We start from the raw sequence: 22573 nt of genomic DNA on the forward strand, positions 1-22573 counted from the left end.
CGGCCGCTAGAACCCCGGCCGCCCCAGGGCCTGCAGCGCCTCCCGCCGCGCGCTGTCGTGGCGTTCCTGCCCGGAGCCGACGAGGGTCTTGGTGAGGCCGCTGTCGGCGTCCTCGCCATGTTCCTTGCTCCAGCCCACGACGAGGGCGTCCACCTGCCGCTGACCGACGTCGAAGGTCTTCATGTTGTCCAGCGCCGCCGACTGATTGGCCTGGGCGACCTGGTCCTTGCCCCATTCGTACATGCCCGCGTACAGGATGGACTGGGCCGCGTCGCCGAGGATCGGCACCGCGGCGGGCGACGACGGCACGAAGTTGAGCGCGAATCCGGGGACGATGAAGGCGGCCGTACGGACGTCCGAGGCCCACTGCACCGCCTTGTCCCTCTTGTCGAAGGCGATATCGGAGCTGACCCCGTCGTAGAAGCCGAAGGCGGAGGAGGCGGCGTTGATGGCGGCGGTGCGGTCGTTCGGGTGCTTGAAGTCGGTGCCGGCCAGCGTCTGGGCCGCGTACTGCCGCTCGGCGACGTACATCCCGGCGTAGGCGGCGGGGTCCTCCGACACGCCGCGCATGATGCGGGACAGCTCCTCGGGGGACACGGCCATGCGGACCGTGCCGTCGTCCTTCCACACCCCGTCGCCGTCCGCGTTGACCTTGTAGTTCTCGTTGGTGCGGGACAGGATCTCGTGGGTGTCGGGCGTGTAGTCCATGAGCATATGGCCCAGGCTCGACCGCAGATTCGCGGGCATCTCGTCGCCGCGCCAGTCCTTGTTGAGCAGCTTGATGGTGTCGTGCATGACCCGCGCCTCGGCCTCGGTGTGCCCGCCCAGCGGATGCTCGGTGCCCGGCGCATGGCCGGTGGCGGCCGCCTCCAGCGCCGCGCCCAGGCCCAGGCGGTTCGCCGGGTCGTCCCTGACGGCGGTGCCATAGCCGGTGGCGGTCTCCCACGAGGGCCAGTCGCGGTCCTGGAGCAGATACTTCAGTCGCTCGTTCTCGCCGTCCGCCCCGGGATCGAGATAGGACGTCGCGACGTCGGGCTGCTTGCCCATGATGCCGAGCACGGTGTCGAGCGGGTCGCCCGTGTAGTCCCCGTGGCCCGCGTTCAGATGCTTCCACCGGCCGGTACCGAAGTCGTCCTTCTGCTCCGTGGTGATGATGTCGTCGGCGACGTCGGTCAGGAATTGCTTCCCGTAATTCTTGCCGTGCGTCATCAGATCGGCGAACGACTGATAGCCGGTGAGCGGGTTCAGCTTCTCGCTGAAGTTCTCGTCGCCGACCTTGCACAGGCCCTCGCGCCATTTCTTGTAGAAGGGGTCGGAGGGAGACTTGGTGGCCGTGGCGATCGATGTCGCCACGCCTTCCTGGAGGGCGGTGAATTCCTTCTTGTCATCGCCCTTGCCGAGGCCGTGGAACTTGTTGTTCAGCTCGATGACGCCCTTGGGGCCCATGCCCGCCAGGAAGGTCTGGCTGAACGCCTTGTCGTGCTCGTTGTCCCGGAACAGCCGCTGGAATTCGGCCAGCTCCTTGCCGCTGAGCTTGTCGCCGGAGTTGAGCTTGGTCGCGAGCTCCTGTGCCTCCTTGGCCTCGACCTTCTCGATGTCGCCTTCCGCCTCGCCGTTGAACCCGTTGACGGCTCCGTCGAGCGGGTTGGGATCCCGCACCGCCGCCTTCAGCGCGAGCTTCACACCCTGGTCGGCGTCATCGACCGCTTTGACCGCCGCCGCGATGTGTTCGGTCCACGACTGCTCGGTCCGGTGCAGGCCCGGATCGTGCCGCGCGGCATTGGCGTCCGCCGCGCTCGCCTTCGAGAAGTCGTAACTCGCGATTCCGGCGTCCGAGACCTTCATTCCGGCCTTCACCGCGTCCGCCACCGCGGACTTCACCTTCCCGCGCAATTCCACGAACTGGTGGTGGGCGTCGGTCAGCAGTGAGGAAACGGCCTTCGCCTCCTTCTGGGCGGCGGTGAATTGCTCGTCCGTGACATCCATCGTGTCCGTGGCGACGAAATTCGCCTGGCCGCGCCAGCTTCCGTCAGTGCCTACCGATTTGACATCCCTCCGGTAGACCTTCTGAGCGTCCGAGAACTGCTTCGCGGCCTCCTTCCATTGCCCCGCGGCGGTCTCCAGGTACGACAGATCAGCTGTCATGACCTGGTGATACGTGAGCACGGTTTCCCCCATGGCTGAGCGGCAGCGGTACGTAGGTCGAACCGCGACAGTACCTCTGGCCTGGAGGAACGGGCCGATTTCTCGGCCCAGTTCATGATGTCGAAAGAAATCCGTCATAAGGAATGGGAAAATCGGGTAACATCCACCACGGCATCTTTGTGACCCGACTCACCCATGATCTACGTCACGATGATTTCGGGACCTCCACCCGCACTTCCCTGCGGAGATCAGCGGCGATCTTGGCGGACTCGTCGAGCGTCAGACTCTTCGTCCCCTCGTGCGGCACCACCACGGCCACCGTGTCGAAGTCGGCCCATGCGCACAGCGCCAGCGTGCTGGGCTCATCCGGGTCCGGCTCCTCCTTCGCCTTGATCATCTGGCACTTCATGACGCCGTTGTCGAAGCCCTCGGGCGACTTGGCCTCCGGGCTGCCCACCACCAGGGCGTCACTGTCCCCACTGCCCGCCGTCTCGGCCCTCTTCTTCAGGTTGCTGAAGAAGGCGTCGACGGACTTCTCCGGGTCCTTCACGTCCCCGTAGGCGCCCAGCATCTCGAGTTTCTTCGCGTCACCGGAGGTGGCCCACTCCGCGTTCACCCCCGTACCGGCCGTCAGGCCGAACGCCTCCGCCTCCTCGGCGTCCAGCGGTTTCGCGGTGCTGTCGCCTCCGTCATTCGTGTATTCGCCGAGCACGGTCCGGGGCGCGGTGAGCCTGTACTCCTTGCCGTCGTCGGTCAGCTTCCCGTCGTCGCCGCCCCCCAGCAGCACGACACCCCCGACGATCGCCCCGATCACGACAACGGCACCGATCACCAGGCCCGTCGTCTTGCCCTTGCCGCCGCCCTGCGGGGGCTGCGGGGTCTGCGGGGTCTGCGGGTAGCCGTACCCCGGCTGCTGTGGGTAGCCGTAGCCGGGCTGCGGTGCGGCGTACGGGCCGCCGCCCTGGGCATACGGATTCGGGGCCGGGTTCGGGATCCCCTGCGCGTACGGATTCGGGACCCCCTGCAGGGGCTGGCCGGACGGCGGGCCCGGCGGCTGTGCCGGAGGCGGGCCGTACGGTCCTGGCGGCGGCTGGTTGTGGCTCATACGCGGTGAACTCTCCCCCATGACAGATGGCTTGAACAGGCGTCATACGACGGGACGCGACAAGGAGTGTGCCGGGTTCCGCATACCGCCGCCACCTGACTTGACCTTCACACCCATGTCAGACTTTAGCGTTGCCCCATGACGACGACCACGACGCCCACGCCGACGGCCACCCAGACGCCCCTCTCCCTCTACGGCTTCCTGCGCCCGAAGCCGGAGCGCGCCGACGAGGTCAGACAGCTCCTGTCCTCCCTCGTGGAACCCACCCGCCAGGAAGAGGGCAACCTCCAGTACCACCTCCACGAGCACGAGGACGGCCGCCTCTTCCTGTACGAGGTCTGGCGCACCCAGGAAGACCTCGACCGCCACAACGCCCGCCCGCCGCTTCGCGACTTCCTGGCCAATCTGCTGGACTACCTGGAAGAACTCCCCGAGGGCTACTTCAACACCATGATCAGCGACTACCCGCAACCATAAGGACGGCGAGCGCGTCCGCTTTGGCGATGAACGAAACGAAACGCCCCGCCGGAGTGGTTCCCTGGGCCGTGGCGGCGGGCACGCTCGCCTGGGGCCTGGCGGGGAGCTGGCGCGCCGAGCATATGCGCAACTACCCCTGGAACGTCTGGACACCGATCGGCTACGGCGCGGCCAAGGGGGTCGTACTGGGGCTCCTGGCGGGCTGGTGCGCGGTCTGGTTCCTGCGGCTCGGGAAAACGTCCACGCAGCCCGGTGGCAGCCGGGTCCCTACGGCAAGCCTCGCCTTCACCGGCGGCCTGCTGGCCGGCATCACCCCCGGCACGATCCGCGACTTCACGGGCCCGCCCCAGCCCCGCACCCTCTACTACTTCGACGAGCCGAGGCCCGACACGGAGTGGTACTGGCAGCCCCTGCTCTCCGAATGGCTGACCTACACCGTCCTCCCCGCCCTCGGCTGCGCCCTCGCCCTGACGGCCGCCGCCCTGCTCGCAGCCCGCTCGTCCCGCCGCGACGCCCTCGGCTGGGCGGTACTGTCCGCGGTCGGGGTGGGTCTCCTGCTGCTCCCCCACTACGCGACCGCCGGACTGCCCCAGGCGGAGGGCAATGGCCAGCACGTCAACGAATCCGCCACTGCGGCGATGACCGTCTGGGGTACGGGTCTGGTGGTGCTGGTCGGCTCCGTGGTACTGCGGAGGAAAATGAGGCGGGCGACCAGCACCGCGTGAAGTCGCCTGTCGGAAAAGGGGAGCTGTCAATGACCATCCGCCGCGTCATGCCGATCGTCCATTCCGAGGACGAGGACATGGAGCAGAACCGGGACTTCTACGGCCGGCTGGGCTTCGAGGAGGTCATGAACCACGGTTGGATCATGACCCTCGCCTCCCCCACCACCCCGGCGGCCCAGGTCAGCTTTATGACGAGCGACAAGACCGCACCCGTCTCGCCCGACATCAGCGTCGAGGTGGACGACGTCGACGCGGCGTACGCGGTGATGCGCGAGGCCGGCGCGGAGATCGTCCACCCCCTCCAGGACGAGGAGTGGGGCGTCCGCCGCTTCTTCGTCCGCGACCCCAACGGCCGCGTGGTCAACGTCCTGAGCCACCGCTGACGCCCCGGCGCGCCGCGCGCGCTCAGTCAGTGATGTACCAGTTGTCCTTCAGGTACTCCAGGGTGCTGGTCCCGATCTCGTTTTCGGAGAAGGTGACGGAGGCCTTGACCGCCGCGGCCGGGATGTCGAACTTGTCGGGGGTTCGTACGACGACCTTCTGCGGGTCGACCGTCGCGGTCTGCAGAGCCTTCTTCTGCGTGGGCGAGATCATCTGGAACGTGACGAGGAACGTGGACGTGCACGGGCCGAACCCCTGATCCTCCGCCTGCTTCGCCGCGGGCCCGGCAATCTCGCAGACGGTCTTGATGTCCTCCCGACCCACGGCGTGCAGGTACTCCTCGTACCGCCGGATCGCCCCTTCCTTCGTCCTGGGCGCGGCCTGGTCCGTGGGCTGGTCCGTGGGCTGGTCCTTGGGCGGATCCGTCGGCTTCTTGTCGGCGGGCCCACAACTGTCGTTGGTGAAGATGCCCGGCAGCAGACGCTTCGGGGACGGGCCCATCGGCCCGTTGAAGCCCTTCACATGCTGCTGCGAACCCCACCACCCCGAGTACCCCCACCAGGGCTCGCGGTCGACGGGGCGGGCGTTGTCCCATGTGTGCCACTCCGCACCCTTCGAGGTCCGGTCGAACGTGGGCTTCACCCAGTGGTATCCCGTGGTCGGGTAGGAACCGTGTGAACCACGCGCCGAGTACACCGTCGGATGCCCGTCCTGCGGGTCCAGGTCCGACCACTTCACGCTGCACGGATCGCCGCCGTGCTTCGCGAAGGTCACGGCCTCCGGCTTGCCGTCACGCAGTTGGACCGCGACGCGCTCCCAGTCGCCCTCGTGCCGGTTGCCCCCGAGCAGGTTGTTGTAGGCGTAGAAGAACCAGTACACATACGCCGCGCGCTTCGGGTCGGTCTTGTGCTTGTGGTACTCCCAGTAGACCGGAGCGTCAGTGCCCTCGCCCTTCCGCACCTCCTTCGGCGGGTCGAGATAGAAACCGCCGTCGGCCTCGGTCGAGGTGTGCCACTTATCCCCGTGTCCGGGGCAGGACACCGGCTTGGACGACGACTTCCCCGGCTGCACCTCCGCGTGCTTGTAGGGACTGTCCTTGCTCCCCAACCGCCGCGGGTCGGGCGGATCGGCCACCGGTCCCTCGTCACGGCAGAAGCCCTCGTGGTCGAAGCGCAGCGCGGACCGCCCGATGAACCGCGTCGCGTCCATCGGCAACAGCGACTCCCCCTTGGCCAGCCGCACCAACGGCGCGAACCGCGCGGCCTCGGCCGCGGACCCCTGAGAAGGCTCCGCCCCCGTCCACTCCTTCTCCTTCTCCGGCCCACACGCCACCAGCGCCACCGAAAGCGACACCGCCACGCCCACCATCGCCCGCACTCGAGCCCTCACCCGATCCCCCTTTGGTCGCCCACCAGCAGCCACTAGCACGTCAGGACATCACGCGGAATCCGAGAGAACGGTTCCCCACGGTATCGCCGTCTTCCATCGTGCCCGTAGGAGGCGAACCGATGAAAAGCGGTCCGTCCGGTGACGAAATGGGGGAGACGTCGTAGGGCAGGCCTCGAACGGCTCTGGTGTGGCTGTGTGCTGTGGGACAGAATCAGCGTTTGACGCGGCTGCGGATGGCCAGGACCGCAAGACCAAGCAGGACGGGTTCGGTGATGCGGGAGGCCATCTCGGTGTAGGTGCCGGTGGTGGTGAGGTCCGCGCCGGAGGAACGGAACACCACGGAGTTTATGACCACGCGCAGGGCCTTCTCGAAACGCTCGGTCGTGAGGCGCTTGGCCCACGGCCCGTCCGGGTTTGTCGGATCGGGGGTGTCAGTGGTGAGGTTGATGTCCTGCCCGACTGCGACCTGGCGGCCGGTGATCTCCGGCTTCGGGTCAGCGGTGGGCAGGCCCCACAGCATCAGTGCCAGCAGGCTGGCTGTCATGGCAGCCCCGAGACAGGCCAGGGCGCGGATGGAGCGCAGTCCGTAGCCGGAGAGGGCCCAATAGATGGTCAGCAACACGCGTTCGCCAGCTGACCGTGAGGCGTCGTGACGGCGCATCTCCATCTCGCCGAAATAGAAGTCGGCGGCATCCGGCTCATTCTTGCCGTCCTCCAGCGACTTGCGCACCTGCCGGTACAGCGCGGCCAGCGCGGCCGGTTGTAAGACGGCGACAGTGTCAGGCGGGGGCGTCCAGCCGCGGGTGAGGGCGGGGCGGGCGGCCTGGGCGCGCCAGTGGTGTTCCTCGGCCAGGGTGCGCCGTGGGCTCCACCGCCAGAGTGAGCGCCGGTACCACCTGGGACGGGAGGGGGTTTCGGCGAAGGTACACCAGCCGTCCACTCGGAGCTGGTCGAGGTGGATGGCCCCGACAAACCGGCAGACACTGAGGTCGATGTCGTGCAACACCAGCTGCGCGGCGTCGACGCCGCCCACGGACGTCAAACGTACGCCAGGCTCTTGGCCACGGAGCTCCGTCTCTGGCAGCAATCCGCCTGAGTAGCCTGGAAACGGCGTGGGTCGGGCAGTGACCGTCAGCGGGTACTCCAAGACCGCGTCACTCAAGTCGAGCTCGGCGTAGCGCAGGCGGATCGTGGCTATCGACGCCCACTGCGTACGCACACAGGTCACTGTGCGGGCCGCGATCTCTACCGTCACCGGCGCACCGAACACCGCGCCGTTCAGCCTGATTTGTCCACCGCACGCCAGGGGTCCCAACCATGGCGCCTCAAAGCGCACCCCGTCGAACAGGGCGTCGCCGGCGAAGGATGTCTGGCTGAAGCGCGCGCTGCTGGAGAAGGACGCTTCGCCGAAGCGGGCGTCGCCAGAGAAGGATGACCGGTCGAACCAAGCGCCGCTGGAGAAGGACGCCCCGTCGAACCAAGCGCCGCTGGAGAAGGACGCCCCGTCGAACCAAGCGTCGCCGGCGAAGGACGCTTCGCTGAAGCGGACGTCGCCAGAGAAAGATGCACCGCCGAAGAGGGCGTGGCTGACGAAAAACGCTTCGCTGAAGCGAGCCCCGCCAGAGAAGGACGCCTCGCCGAAGCGAGCGCCGCCAGAGAAGGACGCCCCTTCGAAGAGGGCGTCGCCGGCGAAGGACGCTTTGCTGAAGCGGGCGTCGCCAGAGAAAGTTGCACCGCCGAAGAGGGCGTCGCCGGCGAAGGACGCTTCGCTGAAGCGAGCGCCGCCAGAGAAGGATGCCCTGCTGAAGCGGGCGCCGCTGGAGAAGGACGCCCCTTCGAACAACGCCTCCCCGAAGAAGGACGCCCCACCGAACCAGGCACCCCCAGAAAAGGACACCTCGCTGAAGAGGGCTATGCCGAGGTGAGGGTGGCCTGAGGTGGGGTCGCGCAGAGTGTCAAGGAGCCGACGCAGCAGATCTTCGGTGACGGGCGTGCCGCGGTGGTCGATGTTGGCGCCGGGGACCAGGGTCGCCAGGTAGGCGGCGCGGTCGGTCTCATTGAGATGCGCGAGGCACGCGGTGTATCCGGCGACGTGGATACCGCGGCAGCCAATCGGATTCTCCGGGGTCGCGCCCAGGCCGCAGTGCGGCCAGTCCGGTGGGGTGCGGGATGGCTCGGAGCTTGCAGACGTCATGTCCCAAGGATGATCCCCGCCAGCCGTGGCGTTACTGGGGACTCTGCGACTTCACACGGGATCTCCATGCCAAAGCGCCCGGCAAAACCACAGGTCAGCGAATTTCGTAGCCGTGCCGCTCGTGGAACGCACGGAATCCATCGGGTCACCTCGTCGTGGGTGCGTATCTGGGGAGGCAGATACGGCATGGTCGACGCCCGCGAGGCCATGTGGATGCGCGCGACCGACGCCGCGTCCTCCAGAAGCGCGATCCAGAGCCCTACGGCCAAGATGGTCCACGCGCCCCCTCAGCCACACCCAAGGAGTCTTGAGTGTGGCGTTCAGTCCGGACGGCAAGCTCATCGCGGGCAACGACAGCAAGCACCGCGCGGTACGACTGCGGAAAACCCCACATATAAGGCGTCAGCGAAACCGTAGCGCGGAGCGCCCAGCCATAGACCGCTCCGCGCGCGGCTGTCCCTCTTACGCCCAGCCGTGCCGCTCCGCAGGCTTCGGCGGCGCGAGGGCGAACCACACCGCCTTGCCTGTGACGCCCGCGTCCTTGTCGGTGTAGTCGATCACGCCCCAGTCGTCCGAACACGACTCGACGAGCGCCAGCCCCCGGCCGTTCTCGTCGTCGGCCTCGGCCAGTACGGGCTGGGGCAGGACCGAGCCCGAGTCCCATACGGTGACGCGGAAGTCCGGGGGCTTCGGCTGCCAGTCCATGCTGACGTAGGAGTCGGTGGTGGTGTTGCGCAGAGCGTTCGTCGTCAGCTCGGAGACGAGGAGTTCGGCGGTGTCGACGAGGCAGTCGAGGCGGGCCGCTTTGAGGATGTGGCGGATGGTGGCCCGTACGACGCCCACGGCGCGGGGGTCGTGGGGGATGAACAGGCCGTAGGACCAGGGCTCTTCGGGCGTGCGCATGTGGCAGCCTCCGGGTGAGTACCTTGTGTGACTGGCGCCACACTCACCGTAGACTTACGGGTGCCATCGCTGCAACCTTCTTGCCCCGATGAGTGGTTACGCGGTGGACTGGCCCGAGGGAAGGGAGAACCGTGGGACTCAGAAGCAACCCGACGTATCGGCAGCGACGCCTGGGGGTGGAGCTGCGCCGCATGCGCGAGCGGAGTGGCCTGTCCTCGTACGAGATGGCGGCGCGGCTCGGCATGAAACAGCCGCAGCTGAGCCACATCGAAGCGGGGCGCACCACGATCGGCGTGGAGCGGCTGCGGGCGCTCGCAAGCGAGTCAGGTGTTAGCGATAGCACCTTTATCGAAGCTCTGATCGAGATGGAGCAGTCGTCTGGCAAGGGGTGGTGGAGCGGCTTCCGCAAACGCCTGCGACAGCCTTACCTCGATCTCGCCGAATCAGAGGCCGCGGCGGTGTGCCTCAGGAACTACGAGCCGATGTTCATCCCTGGCCTGCTGCAGACGCGTGAGTATGCGGAGGCCGTCCATCGGGACGGGTACGCACGGCTCTCCGCGAAGGAGCAGGAGGCCGCGGTCGAGTTCCGGATGCTTCGGCAGAACATCCTTACCGGTGAGCACGCTCCCCGGTTCCACGCGATCATTCACGAGGCCGCGCTGCGCCCCTCCATGGGGGACCGCGAGCTGATGCGCGCGCAGTTGCTGCGGCTGGTCGACGCGTCCCGGCTGCCGAACGTGACCCTCCAGATCCTGCCGTTCGACGGCCCCATCGCCTTCGGCACCGGCTTCCTGATGATCGAACCGAACGTGGCGGACCTGAGCAGGACGCTCGTCTCACACGTCGAGCAGACGCTGTATCTGGAAGACGCGGCCTCCATCGCCAGGTACGACGGGCACTTCGCTAGGTTGGAAGCCATGGCGCTGCGTCCCATCGACGCCACGGCGGCGCCGGAGACCCGCATCGCCAAGGACTCGCTGGGGCTGATCCAGCGCATCCTGTACCCCCTGCTCTAGGAGAGGCATCGATGTCACGGCTGATATGGCGGAAGTCAAGCTTCAGCGAGGGCGGAGCCGTCAACTGCCTCGAGGTCGCCGCAGACCCCACCGGCACCCCCCACCTCCGGGAAAGCGACGCCCCCCACACCGTCATAACCACAACCCCCACCGCCCTCCGCGCACTCCTCCGCACCATAAAAACCGGCACCCTGGACCGTCCGGGCCGCTGATAACCCCTCGCTCACCTCACAGCGGTACATTCGTCGGATTCGGTCACGTCCCCCACCCCAGGGGCCCGACGAAGTCTTGGAGCCGCCGTGCGCGTTGTCCTCGCCGAAGACCTCTTCCTCCTGCGGGACGGTCTGGTCCGGATGCTGGAGGCATACGACTTCGAGATCGCGGCGGCCGTGGACACCGGGCCCGATCTGACCCGCGCGCTCGCCGAGCTGAAGCCGGACGTCGCAGTCGTGGATGTGCGGCTGCCGCCGTCGTTCACGGATGAGGGGCTGCAGTGCGCGCTGGCGGCGCGGCGGGCGCGGCCGGGGTTGCCGGTGTTGGTGTTGTCGCAGCATGTGGAGCAGTTGTACGCGCGGGAGCTGCTGGCCGATGGGAGCGGCGGGGTGGGGTATCTGCTCAAGGACCGGGTGTTCGACGCGGACCAGTTCATCGACGCGGTGCGGCGGGTCGCGGCGGGCGGGACGGCGATGGATCCGCAGGTGATCTCGCAGTTGCTGACCCGGCGGTCGCAGGACAAGCCGATGGGGAACCTCACGCCGCGCGAGCGGGAGGTGATGGAACTGATGGCGCAGGGGCGGTCCAACGCGGCCATCGCCGCGCAGCTGTTCGTCACCGAGCGGGCGGTCGCCAAGCACACGTCGAATATCTTCGGGAAGCTCGGACTGCCGCCGTCCGACGACGACAACCGCCGGGTGCTGGCCGTGCTGGCCTATCTCGACCGGGGGCACGCCCAAAGCTGAAACCAGAGCTGAAACCAGAGCTGAAAAGCGTGTCCACAGCCCCGCTTCACACGGCACAATCCCCGTCGTGGAGATCACCGCACGCGAACTCAACCGAGCCACGCTCAGCCGTCAGCTGCTCCTGCGACGCGAGTCGCTGGGCGCCCTCGACGCCGTACGCCGCATCGTCGCGCTGCAGGCGCAGCACGCCGGCTCGCCGTACGTCGCGCTGTGGAACCGGCTGACCGGATTCGCCCCGGCCGAGCTGGACGCCGCGTTCACCGGCCAGAAAGTCGTCAAGGCGACCTTGATGCGGATCACCCTGCACGCGGTCCACGCCGACGACTACCAGTGCTTCCGCGAGGCGATGCGGCCAACCCTCTACGCCTCCCGGCTCGGCTACCGCTTCGCCGCCGCCGGGCTCACGCCGGCCGATGCCGATGAACTCGTCCCGGAGCTGCTGACGTTCGCGGAACAGCCCCGCACGACGGCCGAGTTCGACGCATGGCTCGAGGAGCGGCTCGGCCCCGAGAAGAAGACCGGCGCGTGGTGGGGGCTGCGGGCGTATGCGCCGCTGTGGCATGCGCCGACCGGTGGGCCGTGGTCCTTCGGGGTCCGGCCGTCGTATCGCGCCGCGCAGGCAGGTCCATTGCGCTTGGGTCGGGAAGCGGATCCGGACGCGCTGCAGCGGCTGCTCGTGCGTTATCTGGAGGGGTTCGGACCGGCTTCGGTCGCGGACATGGCGCAGTTCGCCATGGTTCAGCGGACGCCGATACGCCAGGCGCTGCGCGCGCTCGGCGATGCCGTCGAAGAACTCCAAGGGCCGGATAAGACCGCGCTGTTCGATCTTCCGGGCGCCCCGCGCCCCGCCGCGGACACCCCGGCCCCGCCCCGGCTGATGGCGATGTGGGACAGCGTCCTGCTCGCGTACGCGGACCGCAGCCGGGTGATCCCCCCGGACTACCGCCGGGAGGTGATCCGTGTCAACGGCGATGTGTTGCCGACGCTGCTGGTCGACGGCTATACGGCCGGTGTGTGGCGGCCGGTCGAGGGTGGGATCGAGGCCATGGCCTTCCATGAGCTGTCGGCGGCGGCGTGGGACGGGCTCGCCGCGGAGGCCCGTTCGTTGCTGACGCTGCTGGCCGACCGCGACCCTCGCCTCTACAGCCGTTACGACCACTGGTGGGCCAAGCTCTCCGGTGCCCAGGTGCGGATGCTACGCGGCTAGTGCTCCAGGCGCGGGGGCTGTCACCTTCGATACCGCTGCGCCACTGCCGCGAAGGCGGCCTTGGGTTCCCACTCCATGTCGGGGTAGGTCTGCCCCCGGCGCCCTTCGAGGAGTTTGACGATGCCCAGACCGGCCCGGTCCAGGTCGTCGCGGGGGTCGGCGTCGGGGCGGTGCGGGTAGCCGGGCAGGGCGAACAGGAACACGAACGCGCTGTCCACGCCCTCGGCCTCGAAGATCTCCAGCAGTTCGCTCAGATACGCGGCCTGGCCGGCCTCGTCGCGTTCGTATACGTCCTTCAACCGTACCGGGGCCTTGGTCTCCGGGTCGTACTCGACCACCTCCAGCACCCGCCCGCCCCGGTCGCCCGCGCCTCGGTAGGCCGCGGTGCCGAACCCGGTGATGGCGAGCGGCTTGGTGCCCTGGGCCAGGGTGCGTACCGCGTCCCGGAACTGGCCGGCGACCTCGGCGGAGCGGATCAGCTCGAACGTCACGAAGTCGAAGGGAGCCCAGTCGACCTGCTCGAACTGGATGGATGAGTAGGTGAGCTTGCCCTGGAAGCGTTCGCGGACCGTGGCCGCGGCGTCGCGCAGGAACGCGTTCATGCGCACGCCGAGTTCGCGCATCGCCTCGGCCCGCCGCTCGGGTCGGCTCATCAGCCGCTCGACCCGCTCCTCGGGACTTCCACCGGGCAGGAAGCCGCGATTCATCACGCTCAGCTCCACCCCGGCGACGAACACGACCGCGGCCCCCTGCTGTCGGAGCCGTTCCGCCCGCTCGGCACAGTCGCTCAGCAGCGCGAGGATCTGCTCCGGGTCCAGCTCCAGCGGATAGGGCGAGAACCAGACCTCCAGACCGAGTTCGGCGGCGGCTCCGGCGGCCAGCTCCAGCCGGTCCGGGTCGCCGCCGATGATCTGGACCGCGTTGCAGTGCAGGTCGTCGCGGATGATGGCGAGCTCGCGCCGGACCACCGCGGCGTCGAAGTGCTCGCGGGATATCTGGCCGTGCATGACGAATCCGGTGTCGTAGGTCATCCCTCTTGCTCGCATGCCGCTGTCCTCTCCGTCGGTCTCGTCTCGGGCGGGGCGGGGCGGGGCGAGACTGGCAGAAAAAGTGCGTGCACGCAAATTTGCGTGCACGCAGCCCTGTGTGGAAGGGTGACACCGTGACGACACCACCAGGGCTGCGGGAGCGGAAGAAGCAGGCAACGCGCGAGGCGCTGCGCGAGGCGGCCCTGCGCCTGGCCCTGGAGCGCGGACCGGACCAGGTACGGGTCGAGGACATCGCCGAGGCGGCCGGGGTCTCGCCGCGCACCTACAACAACTACTTCGCCAGCCGTGAGCAGGCGATCGTCGCCGCCGTCACCGCGGACCGGGAGGCGCGGATCGCGGCGGCGATCGCGGCCCGGCCCGCAGGGGTGCGGCTGGCCGACGCCGTCACCGAGGCGGTGATCCAGCAGTACACGGACCCCGGCGAGCACGACCCCGAGGTGCTGCTGCTGATCACCTCCCGGACCACGCTGCGCGACGCGTTCCTCGACACCACCGCCGGAATCGAGCCCCCTCTCACGGCGGTGATCGCCGAACGCCTCGGTGACGCCGGAGCGCACACCGCCCGCGTCCTCGCGGCGAGCGTGGCCGCGGCGGTGCGCATCGCGTTGGAGGGCTGGCTCCGGCCGGACGACGGGACCACAGGGACCACGGGGGCCGCAGGGACCACAGGGAGCTTCGGCGTCGGAGGGCTGGTCGTACCCTCCGGCTCGCTGCCCGACCAACTCCGCGCGGCGCTGGCCCCGCTCGCACCCGCGCTCGACGCCGCCGAAAAGCACATCCAGTAGGAGTTCACACCCATCCGCGCCTGGTGGCTTCGACCCCCGCGTGGAAGCGGCTTTTGGCCTGGAGAGCGGCGAGGAGATGCTGTACGCGTCGGCGCACGGTGCGGGTGGTGATGCCGAGTTGCCGGGCGATGGCCTCGTCCTTCATCCCGGCGGCGAGCAGGGTCATGACTTCGCGTTCTTCGTCGTTCAGTCCGGTGGGGTCGCCGCCTATGGGGACGGCCCGGCTCCAACTGGTCTCAAAGAGCATCACCAGGCCGTCGAGGAGCGGGGAAGAGCGCAGGTGGAGGGCTTTGGCGTTCTGCGGTTCGTGGTCGAGTGTGATGACGGCGGTGGTGCGGTCCGCGATGGCTCCCCTGAACGGAAGGTCGGGGTGGATACGGGCCTGGAGCCCGCCGATCGAGGCGCGCTGGGCGCTCACCTCCGGTGTGAGGCCGTCGGGGTCGCAGAGCTGGCGGAAGGTCACGCCCCGTTGCAGGGTTTGCTTCTCCATGCTTCCGGTCTCACCGGCGACGTAGGGGGCGGTGTCCCACATGAGGATTTCGTCGCGGGCGTCGCGCAGAAGCTGGTGGTAGCGGTGCCCTACGTCCTCCCAGGCGTCCAGCTGATCGAATGGGCGCTCGCCGTGGTCGGAGCGCCGGGAGCGGCGGTAAGCCTCGTGAAGGTGCGGCAGCGAGCCTCGGACCTGGAGCAGTTCGGTTTCGTGTTTGAGGACCAGCGCTCGCAGGGCGCGATCGGGGTCGGCCGCGGACCATCCGGCGCCTGAGTCACCGGCCGTGGCCAGGACGTTGGCGCGAAGGGCAAGGCCATTGGCGCGAAGCCAGTCGAGGAGGGTGGTGGTGGACTCGATGGTGCGTCCGGTGTCGCGGGCAAGGTCGGATGCGGTGGCGGTTCCGCGGTTGAGGAGCGCGAGGTAGACCGCCTCCGTGCCGTCCGGCATCCCGAGGCCGGACAGTGCCGACAACTCCCGTGACATCGCAGCCCTTTCCTCCAGCGGATTCCTCTAGCGGATTCCTATAGCGGACAGAATCCGCTTGCTGACGACTTCGCTTCCTAGTCATGAACAGGACACTTGCGCCAGCATCCTCCGGTAACCGGGCCGGTGCGTCCAGCAGCCCGGGCCGAAGGAGGAATTCTCTATGAGAGACCCCGGAAGACTCCGCGCGGCGGCCGTACTCACGGCCGCCGCAGCGGTAGTTGCGGGAATGCTCGTGGCCGGACCGGCCGCCGCCGACCCCGCACCAGCCGCAGCCGCAGCCGGCCGGTCAGCCAAGCCCGGCCCAAGCCCGCAGGCGATGACGAAGCCGGTCCGGACCACGCTGATCACCGGCGATGTCCTGACCGTGCGCGGCATGAACGGGAAAAAGTCGATCAGTGCGGACAGCTCCGGGCCCTCTCGGGGCATCGTGACGCTCTACGAGGAGAACGGCCACACGTACGCCATCCCCTCCGCGGCCCAGGCCGGTGTCAACGGCGGCCGTATCGACCGCGAGTTGTTCAACATCGACACCCTCATCAGCAACGGGTACGGCGCGTCCAAGCCGGTTCCCGTCATCGTCGACAACCAGGAGAACGCCAAGGCTCCGACGAAGCCCTCTCAAGCGGAAGGGGGCCGTGCGCTCAAGAGCATCAACGCGCTCGCGGTCACGGTGGCCAAGGACAGGGCGGAGAGCTTCTGGCGCGGCTACGACAGCACGAGCGACCTGCGGAAGCGCGGAGTGGAGCGGATCTGGCTCGACGGCAAGGTCAAGGTCGACCTCGCGGATTCGGTTCCCCAGATCGGTGCGCCAGACGCGTGGAAGGCCGGGTTCGACGGCAAGAACGTCACGGTCGCCGTCCTCGACACGGGTGTCGACGCCACACACCCGGACTTGAAGGGACGGATCTCCCAGAGCAAGGACTTCACCGGCGGGACGGACGCCGTCGACCACCACGGGCACGGCACCCATGTCGCCGCGACCGTGGGCGGCAGCGGCGCGGGCAACGGCGCCAAGGGAGTCGCGCCCGGCGCCGACCTGGTGGTCGGCAAAGTCCTCGGCGACGACGGCTCCGGCACATTCAGCTCGATCATCTCCGGTATGGAGTGGGCCGCCCGGAACGGGGCCGACGTCATCAGCATGAGCCTGGGCAGCGACACCCCGGACGACGGCAGCAATCCGATGAGTGCGGCCGCCGATGAACTCTCCGAGGAGACCGGCTCACTGTTCGTGGTCGCCGCGGGCAACGCCGGCCGCCGCACCATCGGCAGCCCCGCCTCCTCAAGCGCCGCGCTCACCGTCGGGGCCGTGGACAAGGCCGACGCGCTCGCCCCGTTCTCCACCCGTGGGCCGCGCAGTGGTGACTACGCGGTCAAGCCCGAGATCTCGGCGCCCGGCGTGAACATCCTCGCCGCCCGCGCCGCGGGCACCTCCATGGGCACCCCGGCAGGCGACCTCTACACCTCCGCCAGCGGCACCTCGATGGCCACCCCGCACGTTGCCGGCGCCGCCGCGATCCTCAAGCAGCAGCACCCCACCTGGACCGCCCAGCAGCTCAAGGCAGCCCTCGTTACCTCTTCCAAACCGGGCGGCTACCAGGTCGCCGAGGGCGGCGCCGGACGCGTCGACCTGACCCGGGCCGTGTCCCAGAACGCCTACGGCACCCCCGCCGCGCTGAATCTCGGAGCGATCCGCTACGCCGAGGACGGCGACTACAAGCCGGTCTCGCGCGAGATCACCCTGCACAACACCTCCGGCACCGACAAGACCTTCGCCCTCAAGGACACGGGCGTCAACGCCGCGGGGAAGCCCCTGCCGGACGACGCCGTGACCGTGTCCGCCGCCTCGGTCACGGTGCCGGCGGGCAAGTCCGCCGACATCACGGTCACCGCCGACCCGAACCTCCTGGCCCGGGACACGCATTACAGCGGTCGGTTGTCGGCCACGGCCGAGGACGGCACCACCGTCGTCTTCCCCTTCTCCTTCCTCATGGAGAAGCTGATGTACGACGTCACCATCAAGGGCATCGGTGCCGACGGTGTCGCCGCCGGCGGCCCCAGCCAGGCGTATCTGTTCCAGGCGGATATCCCGATCCGCACTGCCTCGACGTTCGACGCCCAGGGGGTCGCCCGCCTGCGCGTAGCACCGGGCAAGTACAAGATGTACGCGAACATCTTCACGCCTGACGCCGCCCGCAACTGGATCGACGAAGCGACGGCGGCCTTCGACTCGTCGGTGACCGTCGACCGCGACCTCACCTTCACCCTCGATGCCCGCAAGGCGACCGACGTCAAGGTCGACACCGGCCGCACCACCGAGTGGCGAGGCGGCGCGTTCACCTACAACGAGTTCGTGCTCCTGCTGCCCGGGAACATCAAGAGCATCTCGACCCTGCCCTCACCCGGCGACGAGAAGACCGGCTTCGAACTCTTCTCCTCCCTCACGGCCCCCGTACTGACCGCGAAGGCGAAGACCTACCAGCCCCTCACCCTGGCCCCCACCCAGCTCGACGGCGCCAAGAAGTTCAGCGGCCACCGTACGCTCACCGTCGTCGACGCCGGGGCCGGAACGGCCGAGGAGTACCGCAGGATCCGCGCCCGCGACAAGCTTGTCCTGGTCACCCGCAGCGCCGACGTGCCGATCTCCGAGCAGATCAACACCGCGGCCGAGCACGGCGCCGCCGCCGTGGCCGTCGCGAACGACACCCCCGGCCGCCTCGTCGCCCCGGCCGGCTCCACCGCCGTACCCGCCTTCGCCCTCGACGGCGAACAGGGCGAACGGCTGGCCGCACAGGCCGCCAAGCGCACAGTCCGTGTCGAACTGAAGGGCACCCCCTACAGCCCCTTCCAGTACGACCTCGTCAATTCAGCACGCTCGATCCCCGAGAACGGGCTGAAGTTCGCCGTGGACAAGACCAACACCGCACGCATCGACGCCAACTACTACGCCCACGCCCAGCAGGAAGGAAACCTGCTGCAGGCGACCGGTCACGTCGGCGGCCTGTTCTACGCCTCCACCACGGTCCCGATCCGGCTGGGCACCGCACGCGAGGAGTACGTCACCGCCCGCCCCGAGGTCGACTACTGGACGGGAGTCGACCTCGCCGGCTCCGACGGCATCGCCGTCTTCGACACCGGCTGGCACGACTTCGCCCCTGGTGAACGGCGCACGGTCGACTGGTTCAAGCAGGTCGCCAACCCCACCCGCGGCGGGACCTGGATGGACCAGGGCTATTCGCCGGGTGTCGGTGACTACCTCTCCGTCGGCGCCATTCCGTTCCCCGACGGCGAGTCCTCGCATCTGCCGGTCGCGGTCTGGGACGACAAGATGTCCGTCGTCCTGTACCGCGGGGAGAAGGAGATCGCCCGCAAGGACGACTACTTCTACACGACCTTCTACAACGTCGATCTCGAACCGGGCGCCTACCGGGCGGTCCAGAAGATCGACCGCGATGCACCCGGCTGGGAGTTCTCCAGGTCCGCCACCACCGAGTGGACCATCAACATCACCAAGACGGGCATCGTCAGGCAGATCCCGATGCCCAAGCTCTCCTACGACATCGGCCTCAACCTGCGCAACCAGGTCAAGGCGGGCAAGAAGCTGCCCATCACCGTCAACGCCACGCTGCCGCCGAACACCGACGGCAAGGTCACCCAGGTCAAGACCTGGGCCTCCTACGACGACGGCGCCACCTGGACCCCCGTCGAGCTGAGCCCGTCCCAGGACACCGGCAAGTACACCGGCACCCTGCGCCTCCCCCGCGCCTCGGCAACCCCCGGCTACGTGACGCTGCGCACCGAGGCCACCGAAGCCTCCGGCAACACCATCAACCAGACCGTCGAGCGGGCCTTCGGCCTCGAGTAACCGCTCCCCACAACACCACAACACCACCGCCGCGGGATGCCCCGGAGTGACGTCCGGAGGCATCCCGCGGACTTGCCGGCGCTCGGACCCATACGGGTGGACACCCCGTACGCACCATTGCTGCCACGCCGTCACCCTCGTTAACGTGCCGCTCACATACCACCGTTGGCCCGGGTCGGGCGTCATTGGGGGGCACCATGAGCGATCTGAGCAGACGTACGCTGATCGGAACCGCCGGAGCACTCGGCGTCGGGGCCGCCCTGGGGAGCCAGTCCCCAGCGGCCGCCGAGGGAACGGAAAGCGCGGAGGACCACGCCGTGTTCGACACCGCGCCCGCGCGCGCCGCCCTCGAACGGCTGCTGCCGGACCACGCCGAGCAGTTCCGCCTGGTGCCGCTGGAGGGCAAGGGCGGCACAGAGCGGTTCGAGGTCTCGGGGCGGCCGGGGCGGATCGAGGTGGCGGGGACCAGCCCGGCGGTGCTGCTCGCCGGGGTGCACTGGTACCTGAAATACACCTGTCATGCCCTGATCACCTGGGCCGGGGACCAGCTCGACCTGCCCAAGTCACTGCCCGCGCCCCGGGCCCGTATCGAGCAGTCGACCGCGCTCCCGCACCGCTTCGCCTTCAACGACACCCACGACGGCTACACCGCGCCGTTCGCCGGCTGGGACCACTGGGAGCACCTGATCGACGTCGCGGCCCTGCACGGCTGCAACGAGCTGCTGGTCACCGCCGGGCAGGAGGCCGTCTACCACCTCCTCCTCAAGGACTTCGGCTACTCCGACGAGGAGGCGCGCGCCTGGCTGCCCGCGCCCTCCCATCAGCCCTGGTGGCTGCTGCAGAACATGAGCGGATACGGCGGGCCGGTGAGCCCCGAGCTGCTGGACAAGCGCATCGCCTTAGGCCGGAAGATCGCCGACCGGCTGCGCGAGCTGGGCATGCGGCCGGTGTACCCCGGCTACTTCGGGACCGTCCCGGACGGCTTCGTGGAGCGCAACCCGGGGGCGCGTACGGTCCCGCAGGGCACCTGGAACGGACTCACGCGCCCCGACTGGCTCGATCCGCGCACCGAGTCGTTCGCGCAGGTGGCCGCCGCGTTCTACCGCCACCAGCAGGAGCTGTTCGGCGAGTGCGACCTGTTCAAGATGGACCTGCTGCACGAGGGCGGCGACCCCGGGGACGTCCCCGTGGCCGACGCCGCCCGCGCCGTGGAGACCGCCCTGCAGACCGCCCGGCCCGGCGCGACCTGGGTGATCCTCGGCTGGCAGGCCAACCCCCGGCGGGAGCTGCTGGACGCCGTGAACCACGACCACATGCTGGTGGTGGACGGCCTGTCGGACCTGGACTCGATCGGCGACCGGGAGCAGGACTGGGGCTCGGTGCCGTACGCCTTCGGCACCATCCCCAACTTCGGCGGCCGCACCACGATCGGCGCCAAGACCCATATCTGGGCGCGGCGGTTCACCCAGTGGCGCGACAAGCCGGGCAGCAAGCTGGTCGGCACCGCCTATATGGCGGAGGCGGTCGGGCGCGATCCGGCGGCGTTCGAGCTGTTCAGCGAGTTGGCCTGGCGGGATGCGGCGGTGGACCGCGAGGAGTGGTTCCGTACCTACGCGGACGTACGGCTGGGCGGGCGGGACGAGCGGGCCCGGGACGCGTACGCGGCGCTGCGCGACACCGCGTACCAGATCACCAGCTCCGACGGCCGCCCGCACGACTCGGTCTTCTCCGCCCGCCCCGATGTGACCGCGCGTTCCGGCACCAACTACGCCACCCGCATCCCCGCCTTCGATCTCGCGGACTTCGACCCCGCCTTCGCCGCACTCCTGGACGTACGCCCGTCGCTGCGCGACTCCGACGCCTATCGCCACGATCTGACCGATATCGCCCGCCAAGCGCTCGCCGACCGCTCCTGGACGCTGATCCCGCATCTGCACGACGCGTACGAGCGCAAGGACCTGGATGCCTTCCGGACGCTGGCCCGGCTGTGGCTGAAGCTGATGCGGCTGAGCGACGATATGACCGGCGCGCACCGGGGCTTTCTGCTCGGGCCCTGGCTGGAGGACGCCAAGCGGCTGGCGTCCGACGAGGCGGAGGCCGAGCGCTTCGAACACCTGGCGCGCACCCTCATCACCACCTGGGCGGACCGGGTCACCGCGGACACCGGGAAGCTCGCCAACTACGCCAACCGCGACTGGAACGGCCTGATCGGCGACTTCCACCTGCCGCAGTGGCAGAGCTACCTGGACGAGCTGGAGGACGCGCTCACCGAGGGGCGCGAGCCGCGCGACTTCGACTGGTTCGCGGTCGAGGAACCCTGGACACGCGAGCGCAAGAGCTACCCGGTCCGGCCCACGACGGACGCCCACCGCACGGGGCGCCGGGTGTACGAGGCGCTGGCCAAGGCCCCGTATCAGGGCACGACCACCGTCTCCACCACCCCGTCGGGGGTGGAGCCCGGGGGCACCGCCGACATCGCCGCGGCCCTGCGCAATATGAACGGGCTGCGCGCCACCGGCCGCGTCGACTTCGACCTGACCGTGACCGGCCTCGACCCGAAACCGCAGGGCGACACCTGGCTCCGCTCGATCCCTGCGGCCAAGACCGGCGAGGTCCACTGGCGGGCCACCGCCCCCGACGAGCCGCTTGAGAACCCGCTCAAGCCGCTGCCGTACGAGCTCGGCGTGGAGTTCGGGCCGCGCGGCGAGGACCGGGTGCGGCTGGTGCGCACCGGCACGCTGTGGGTGGCCGGGCCGCTGGACGCCGGCCTCAAGACGGTCACCAACAACGCGGCGGTCTTCGGGCAGTTGTCGGATCGCTTCGCGATCGACGGGGCGGGGCGGGACCTGTGGAAGGCGACGGCCGAGTTCGGGTCGGTGTACCGGGAGGGGGCGCTGGCGGTCGGCACCGCCGTCACGGTGAAGGTGGTCAGCCAGACCGTGACGGGCGCATGGGCGCGGGCGGGCATCATCGCCCGCGACAGCCTGGCGACGGCGGGCTCCCGGGGCTTTGTGAACCTGGCCGCCACCCCGTCCAGCGGCATCGTGCTGTCGTACGACTCGAACGGCGACGGCACGCTGGACGCGTACAAGCGGATCACCGGCGTCAAGGCGCCCGTGCTGCTGCGGCTGACGCGGGTGTCCGCCACCTCGTACAAGGGCGAGCTGTCGACGGACGACGGGACGACCTGGCGGACGGTGGGGACGGTGACGGCGCCGGGGGGCTCGGGCTCCGCGCAGGACGTCGGGATCTTCATGACCGCGACGCATGGGGGGAACGTGGCGCGCGGGACGGCGGAGTTCAGCGGGTGGCGTGTGGGGTGACCACGGGGGGCTGCGGGTGGCTGCGGGTGGCTGCGTGGCGTATCGGGTCACCGCGGGGCATACCGGGTGACCATATG

Annotated in this window: 17 protein-coding genes; 10 read left to right on the top strand and 7 right to left on the bottom strand. The window is 69.0% G+C overall.

The window, feature by feature from the left end; genetic code table 11:
* Positions 1–6 precede the first annotated feature (6 nt).
* Both ACH4U7_RS06160 and ACH4U7_RS06165 read right to left on the bottom strand, forming a co-directional pair.
* Positions 7–2145: a hypothetical protein gene (locus tag ACH4U7_RS06160; protein WP_398526800.1), complete on the bottom strand. Its 2139-nt coding sequence runs from the start codon at positions 2143–2145 to the stop codon at positions 7–9.
* Between the two features lie 205 nt (positions 2146–2350).
* Positions 2351–3250 (bottom strand): hypothetical protein, encoded by a 900-nt coding sequence (locus tag ACH4U7_RS06165; RefSeq protein ID WP_398526801.1) that lies wholly within the window; start codon positions 3248–3250, stop codon positions 2351–2353.
* A 138-nt stretch (positions 3251–3388) separates the two neighbouring features.
* Here ACH4U7_RS06165 and ACH4U7_RS06170 point away from each other — a divergent pair, with 138 nt between their 5' ends.
* The 3 genes from ACH4U7_RS06170 to ACH4U7_RS06180 are packed head-to-tail and all read left to right on the top strand — an operon-like array spanning position 3389 to position 4835.
* The gene (locus tag ACH4U7_RS06170; protein WP_358634562.1) at positions 3389–3727 is read left to right on the top strand and encodes a putative quinol monooxygenase; all 339 of its coding nucleotides are present in this window, start codon (positions 3389–3391) and stop codon (positions 3725–3727) included.
* Between the two features lie 26 nt (positions 3728–3753).
* Positions 3754–4452: a hypothetical protein gene (locus tag ACH4U7_RS06175; protein ID WP_398526802.1), complete on the top strand. Its 699-nt coding sequence runs from the start codon at positions 3754–3756 to the stop codon at positions 4450–4452.
* Positions 4453–4481: 29 nt separating this feature from the next.
* Positions 4482–4835: a VOC family protein gene (locus ACH4U7_RS06180; protein ID WP_398526803.1), complete on the top strand. Its 354-nt coding sequence runs from the start codon at positions 4482–4484 to the stop codon at positions 4833–4835.
* Positions 4836–4857: 22 nt separating this feature from the next.
* On the opposite strand, the gene ACH4U7_RS06185 is transcribed toward ACH4U7_RS06180, so the two are convergent.
* The 3 genes from ACH4U7_RS06185 to ACH4U7_RS06195 form a co-directional block, all read right to left on the bottom strand.
* Positions 4858–6222: a hypothetical protein gene (locus ACH4U7_RS06185; protein ID WP_398526804.1), complete on the bottom strand. Its 1365-nt coding sequence runs from the start codon at positions 6220–6222 to the stop codon at positions 4858–4860.
* 211 nt (positions 6223–6433) lie between these two features.
* On the bottom strand, positions 6434–8416 hold the full coding sequence (locus ACH4U7_RS06190; protein WP_398526805.1) for a pentapeptide repeat-containing protein: 1983 nt from the start codon (positions 8414–8416) through the stop codon (positions 6434–6436).
* 462 nt (positions 8417–8878) lie between these two features.
* Positions 8879–9319: an ATP-binding protein gene (locus ACH4U7_RS06195; RefSeq protein ID WP_398526806.1), complete on the bottom strand. Its 441-nt coding sequence runs from the start codon at positions 9317–9319 to the stop codon at positions 8879–8881.
* Between the two features lie 176 nt (positions 9320–9495).
* Here ACH4U7_RS06195 and ACH4U7_RS06200 point away from each other — a divergent pair, with 176 nt between their 5' ends.
* From ACH4U7_RS06200 to ACH4U7_RS06215, 4 genes are all read left to right on the top strand, one after another.
* A complete protein-coding gene (locus ACH4U7_RS06200) occupies positions 9496–10335 on the top strand; it encodes a helix-turn-helix domain-containing protein (protein WP_398526807.1) in 840 nt (279 codons plus the stop codon).
* A gap of 11 nt (positions 10336–10346) precedes the next feature.
* On the top strand, positions 10347–10547 hold the full coding sequence (locus ACH4U7_RS06205; RefSeq protein ID WP_398526808.1) for a DUF397 domain-containing protein: 201 nt from the start codon (positions 10347–10349) through the stop codon (positions 10545–10547).
* Between the two features lie 87 nt (positions 10548–10634).
* Positions 10635–11294 carry a response regulator transcription factor gene (locus tag ACH4U7_RS06210; protein WP_089506261.1) on the top strand — a complete coding sequence of 220 codons (660 nt, stop codon included), beginning with the start codon at positions 10635–10637 and terminating at the stop codon, positions 11292–11294.
* Positions 11295–11361: 67 nt separating this feature from the next.
* Positions 11362–12501 (top strand): winged helix DNA-binding domain-containing protein, encoded by a 1140-nt coding sequence (locus ACH4U7_RS06215; RefSeq protein WP_398526809.1) that lies wholly within the window; start codon positions 11362–11364, stop codon positions 12499–12501.
* A gap of 20 nt (positions 12502–12521) precedes the next feature.
* Here the strand turns inward: ACH4U7_RS06215 and ACH4U7_RS06220 are convergent, their stop codons facing one another.
* On the bottom strand, positions 12522–13532 hold the full coding sequence (locus ACH4U7_RS06220) for a hypothetical protein (RefSeq protein ID WP_398527009.1): 1011 nt from the start codon (positions 13530–13532) through the stop codon (positions 12522–12524).
* A 131-nt stretch (positions 13533–13663) separates the two neighbouring features.
* Here ACH4U7_RS06220 and ACH4U7_RS06225 point away from each other — a divergent pair, with 131 nt between their 5' ends.
* A complete protein-coding gene (locus ACH4U7_RS06225; protein WP_398526810.1) occupies positions 13664–14335 on the top strand; it encodes a TetR/AcrR family transcriptional regulator in 672 nt (223 codons plus the stop codon).
* Between the two features lie 4 nt (positions 14336–14339).
* On the opposite strand, the gene ACH4U7_RS06230 is transcribed toward ACH4U7_RS06225, so the two are convergent.
* Positions 14340–15308: a LuxR C-terminal-related transcriptional regulator gene (locus tag ACH4U7_RS06230; protein ID WP_398526811.1), complete on the bottom strand. Its 969-nt coding sequence runs from the start codon at positions 15306–15308 to the stop codon at positions 14340–14342.
* 319 nt (positions 15309–15627) lie between these two features.
* Between ACH4U7_RS06230 and ACH4U7_RS06235 the strand changes: the two genes are divergently transcribed.
* The gene (locus ACH4U7_RS06235) at positions 15628–19173 is read left to right on the top strand and encodes a S8 family peptidase (protein ID WP_398526812.1); all 3546 of its coding nucleotides are present in this window, start codon (positions 15628–15630) and stop codon (positions 19171–19173) included.
* A 197-nt stretch (positions 19174–19370) separates the two neighbouring features.
* The gene (locus ACH4U7_RS06240; protein WP_398526813.1) at positions 19371–22496 is read left to right on the top strand and encodes an alpha-N-acetylglucosaminidase; all 3126 of its coding nucleotides are present in this window, start codon (positions 19371–19373) and stop codon (positions 22494–22496) included.
* Positions 22497–22573 lie beyond the last annotated feature (77 nt).

The sequence above is a fragment of the Streptomyces sp. NPDC020845 genome, assembly GCF_044334165.1.
Taxonomy (GTDB): Bacteria; Actinomycetota; Actinomycetes; order Streptomycetales; family Streptomycetaceae; genus Streptomyces.

Bases quoted from the DNA above. Each gene is read 5' to 3' on its own strand.
- ACH4U7_RS06160 (WP_398526800.1), bottom strand. From the start codon at position 2,145: ATGACAGCTGATCTGTCGTACCTGGAGACCGCCGCGGGGCAATGGAAG.
- ACH4U7_RS06165 (WP_398526801.1), bottom strand. From the start codon at position 3,250: ATGAGCCACAACCAGCCGCCGCCAGGACCGTACGGCCCGCCTCCGGCA.
- ACH4U7_RS06170 (WP_358634562.1), top strand. From the start codon at position 3,389: ATGACGACGACCACGACGCCCACGCCGACGGCCACCCAGACGCCCCTC.
- ACH4U7_RS06175 (WP_398526802.1), top strand. From the start codon at position 3,754: ATGAACGAAACGAAACGCCCCGCCGGAGTGGTTCCCTGGGCCGTGGCG.
- ACH4U7_RS06180 (WP_398526803.1), top strand. From the start codon at position 4,482: ATGACCATCCGCCGCGTCATGCCGATCGTCCATTCCGAGGACGAGGAC.
- ACH4U7_RS06190 (WP_398526805.1), bottom strand. From the start codon at position 8,416: ATGACGTCTGCAAGCTCCGAGCCATCCCGCACCCCACCGGACTGGCCG.
- ACH4U7_RS06195 (WP_398526806.1), bottom strand. From the start codon at position 9,319: ATGCGCACGCCCGAAGAGCCCTGGTCCTACGGCCTGTTCATCCCCCAC.
- ACH4U7_RS06205 (WP_398526808.1), top strand. From the start codon at position 10,347: ATGTCACGGCTGATATGGCGGAAGTCAAGCTTCAGCGAGGGCGGAGCC.
- ACH4U7_RS06220 (WP_398527009.1), bottom strand. From the start codon at position 13,532: ATGACCTACGACACCGGATTCGTCATGCACGGCCAGATATCCCGCGAG.
- ACH4U7_RS06230 (WP_398526811.1), bottom strand. From the start codon at position 15,308: ATGTCACGGGAGTTGTCGGCACTGTCCGGCCTCGGGATGCCGGACGGC.
- ACH4U7_RS06235 (WP_398526812.1), top strand. From the start codon at position 15,628: ATGACGAAGCCGGTCCGGACCACGCTGATCACCGGCGATGTCCTGACC.
- ACH4U7_RS06240 (WP_398526813.1), top strand. From the start codon at position 19,371: ATGAGCGATCTGAGCAGACGTACGCTGATCGGAACCGCCGGAGCACTC.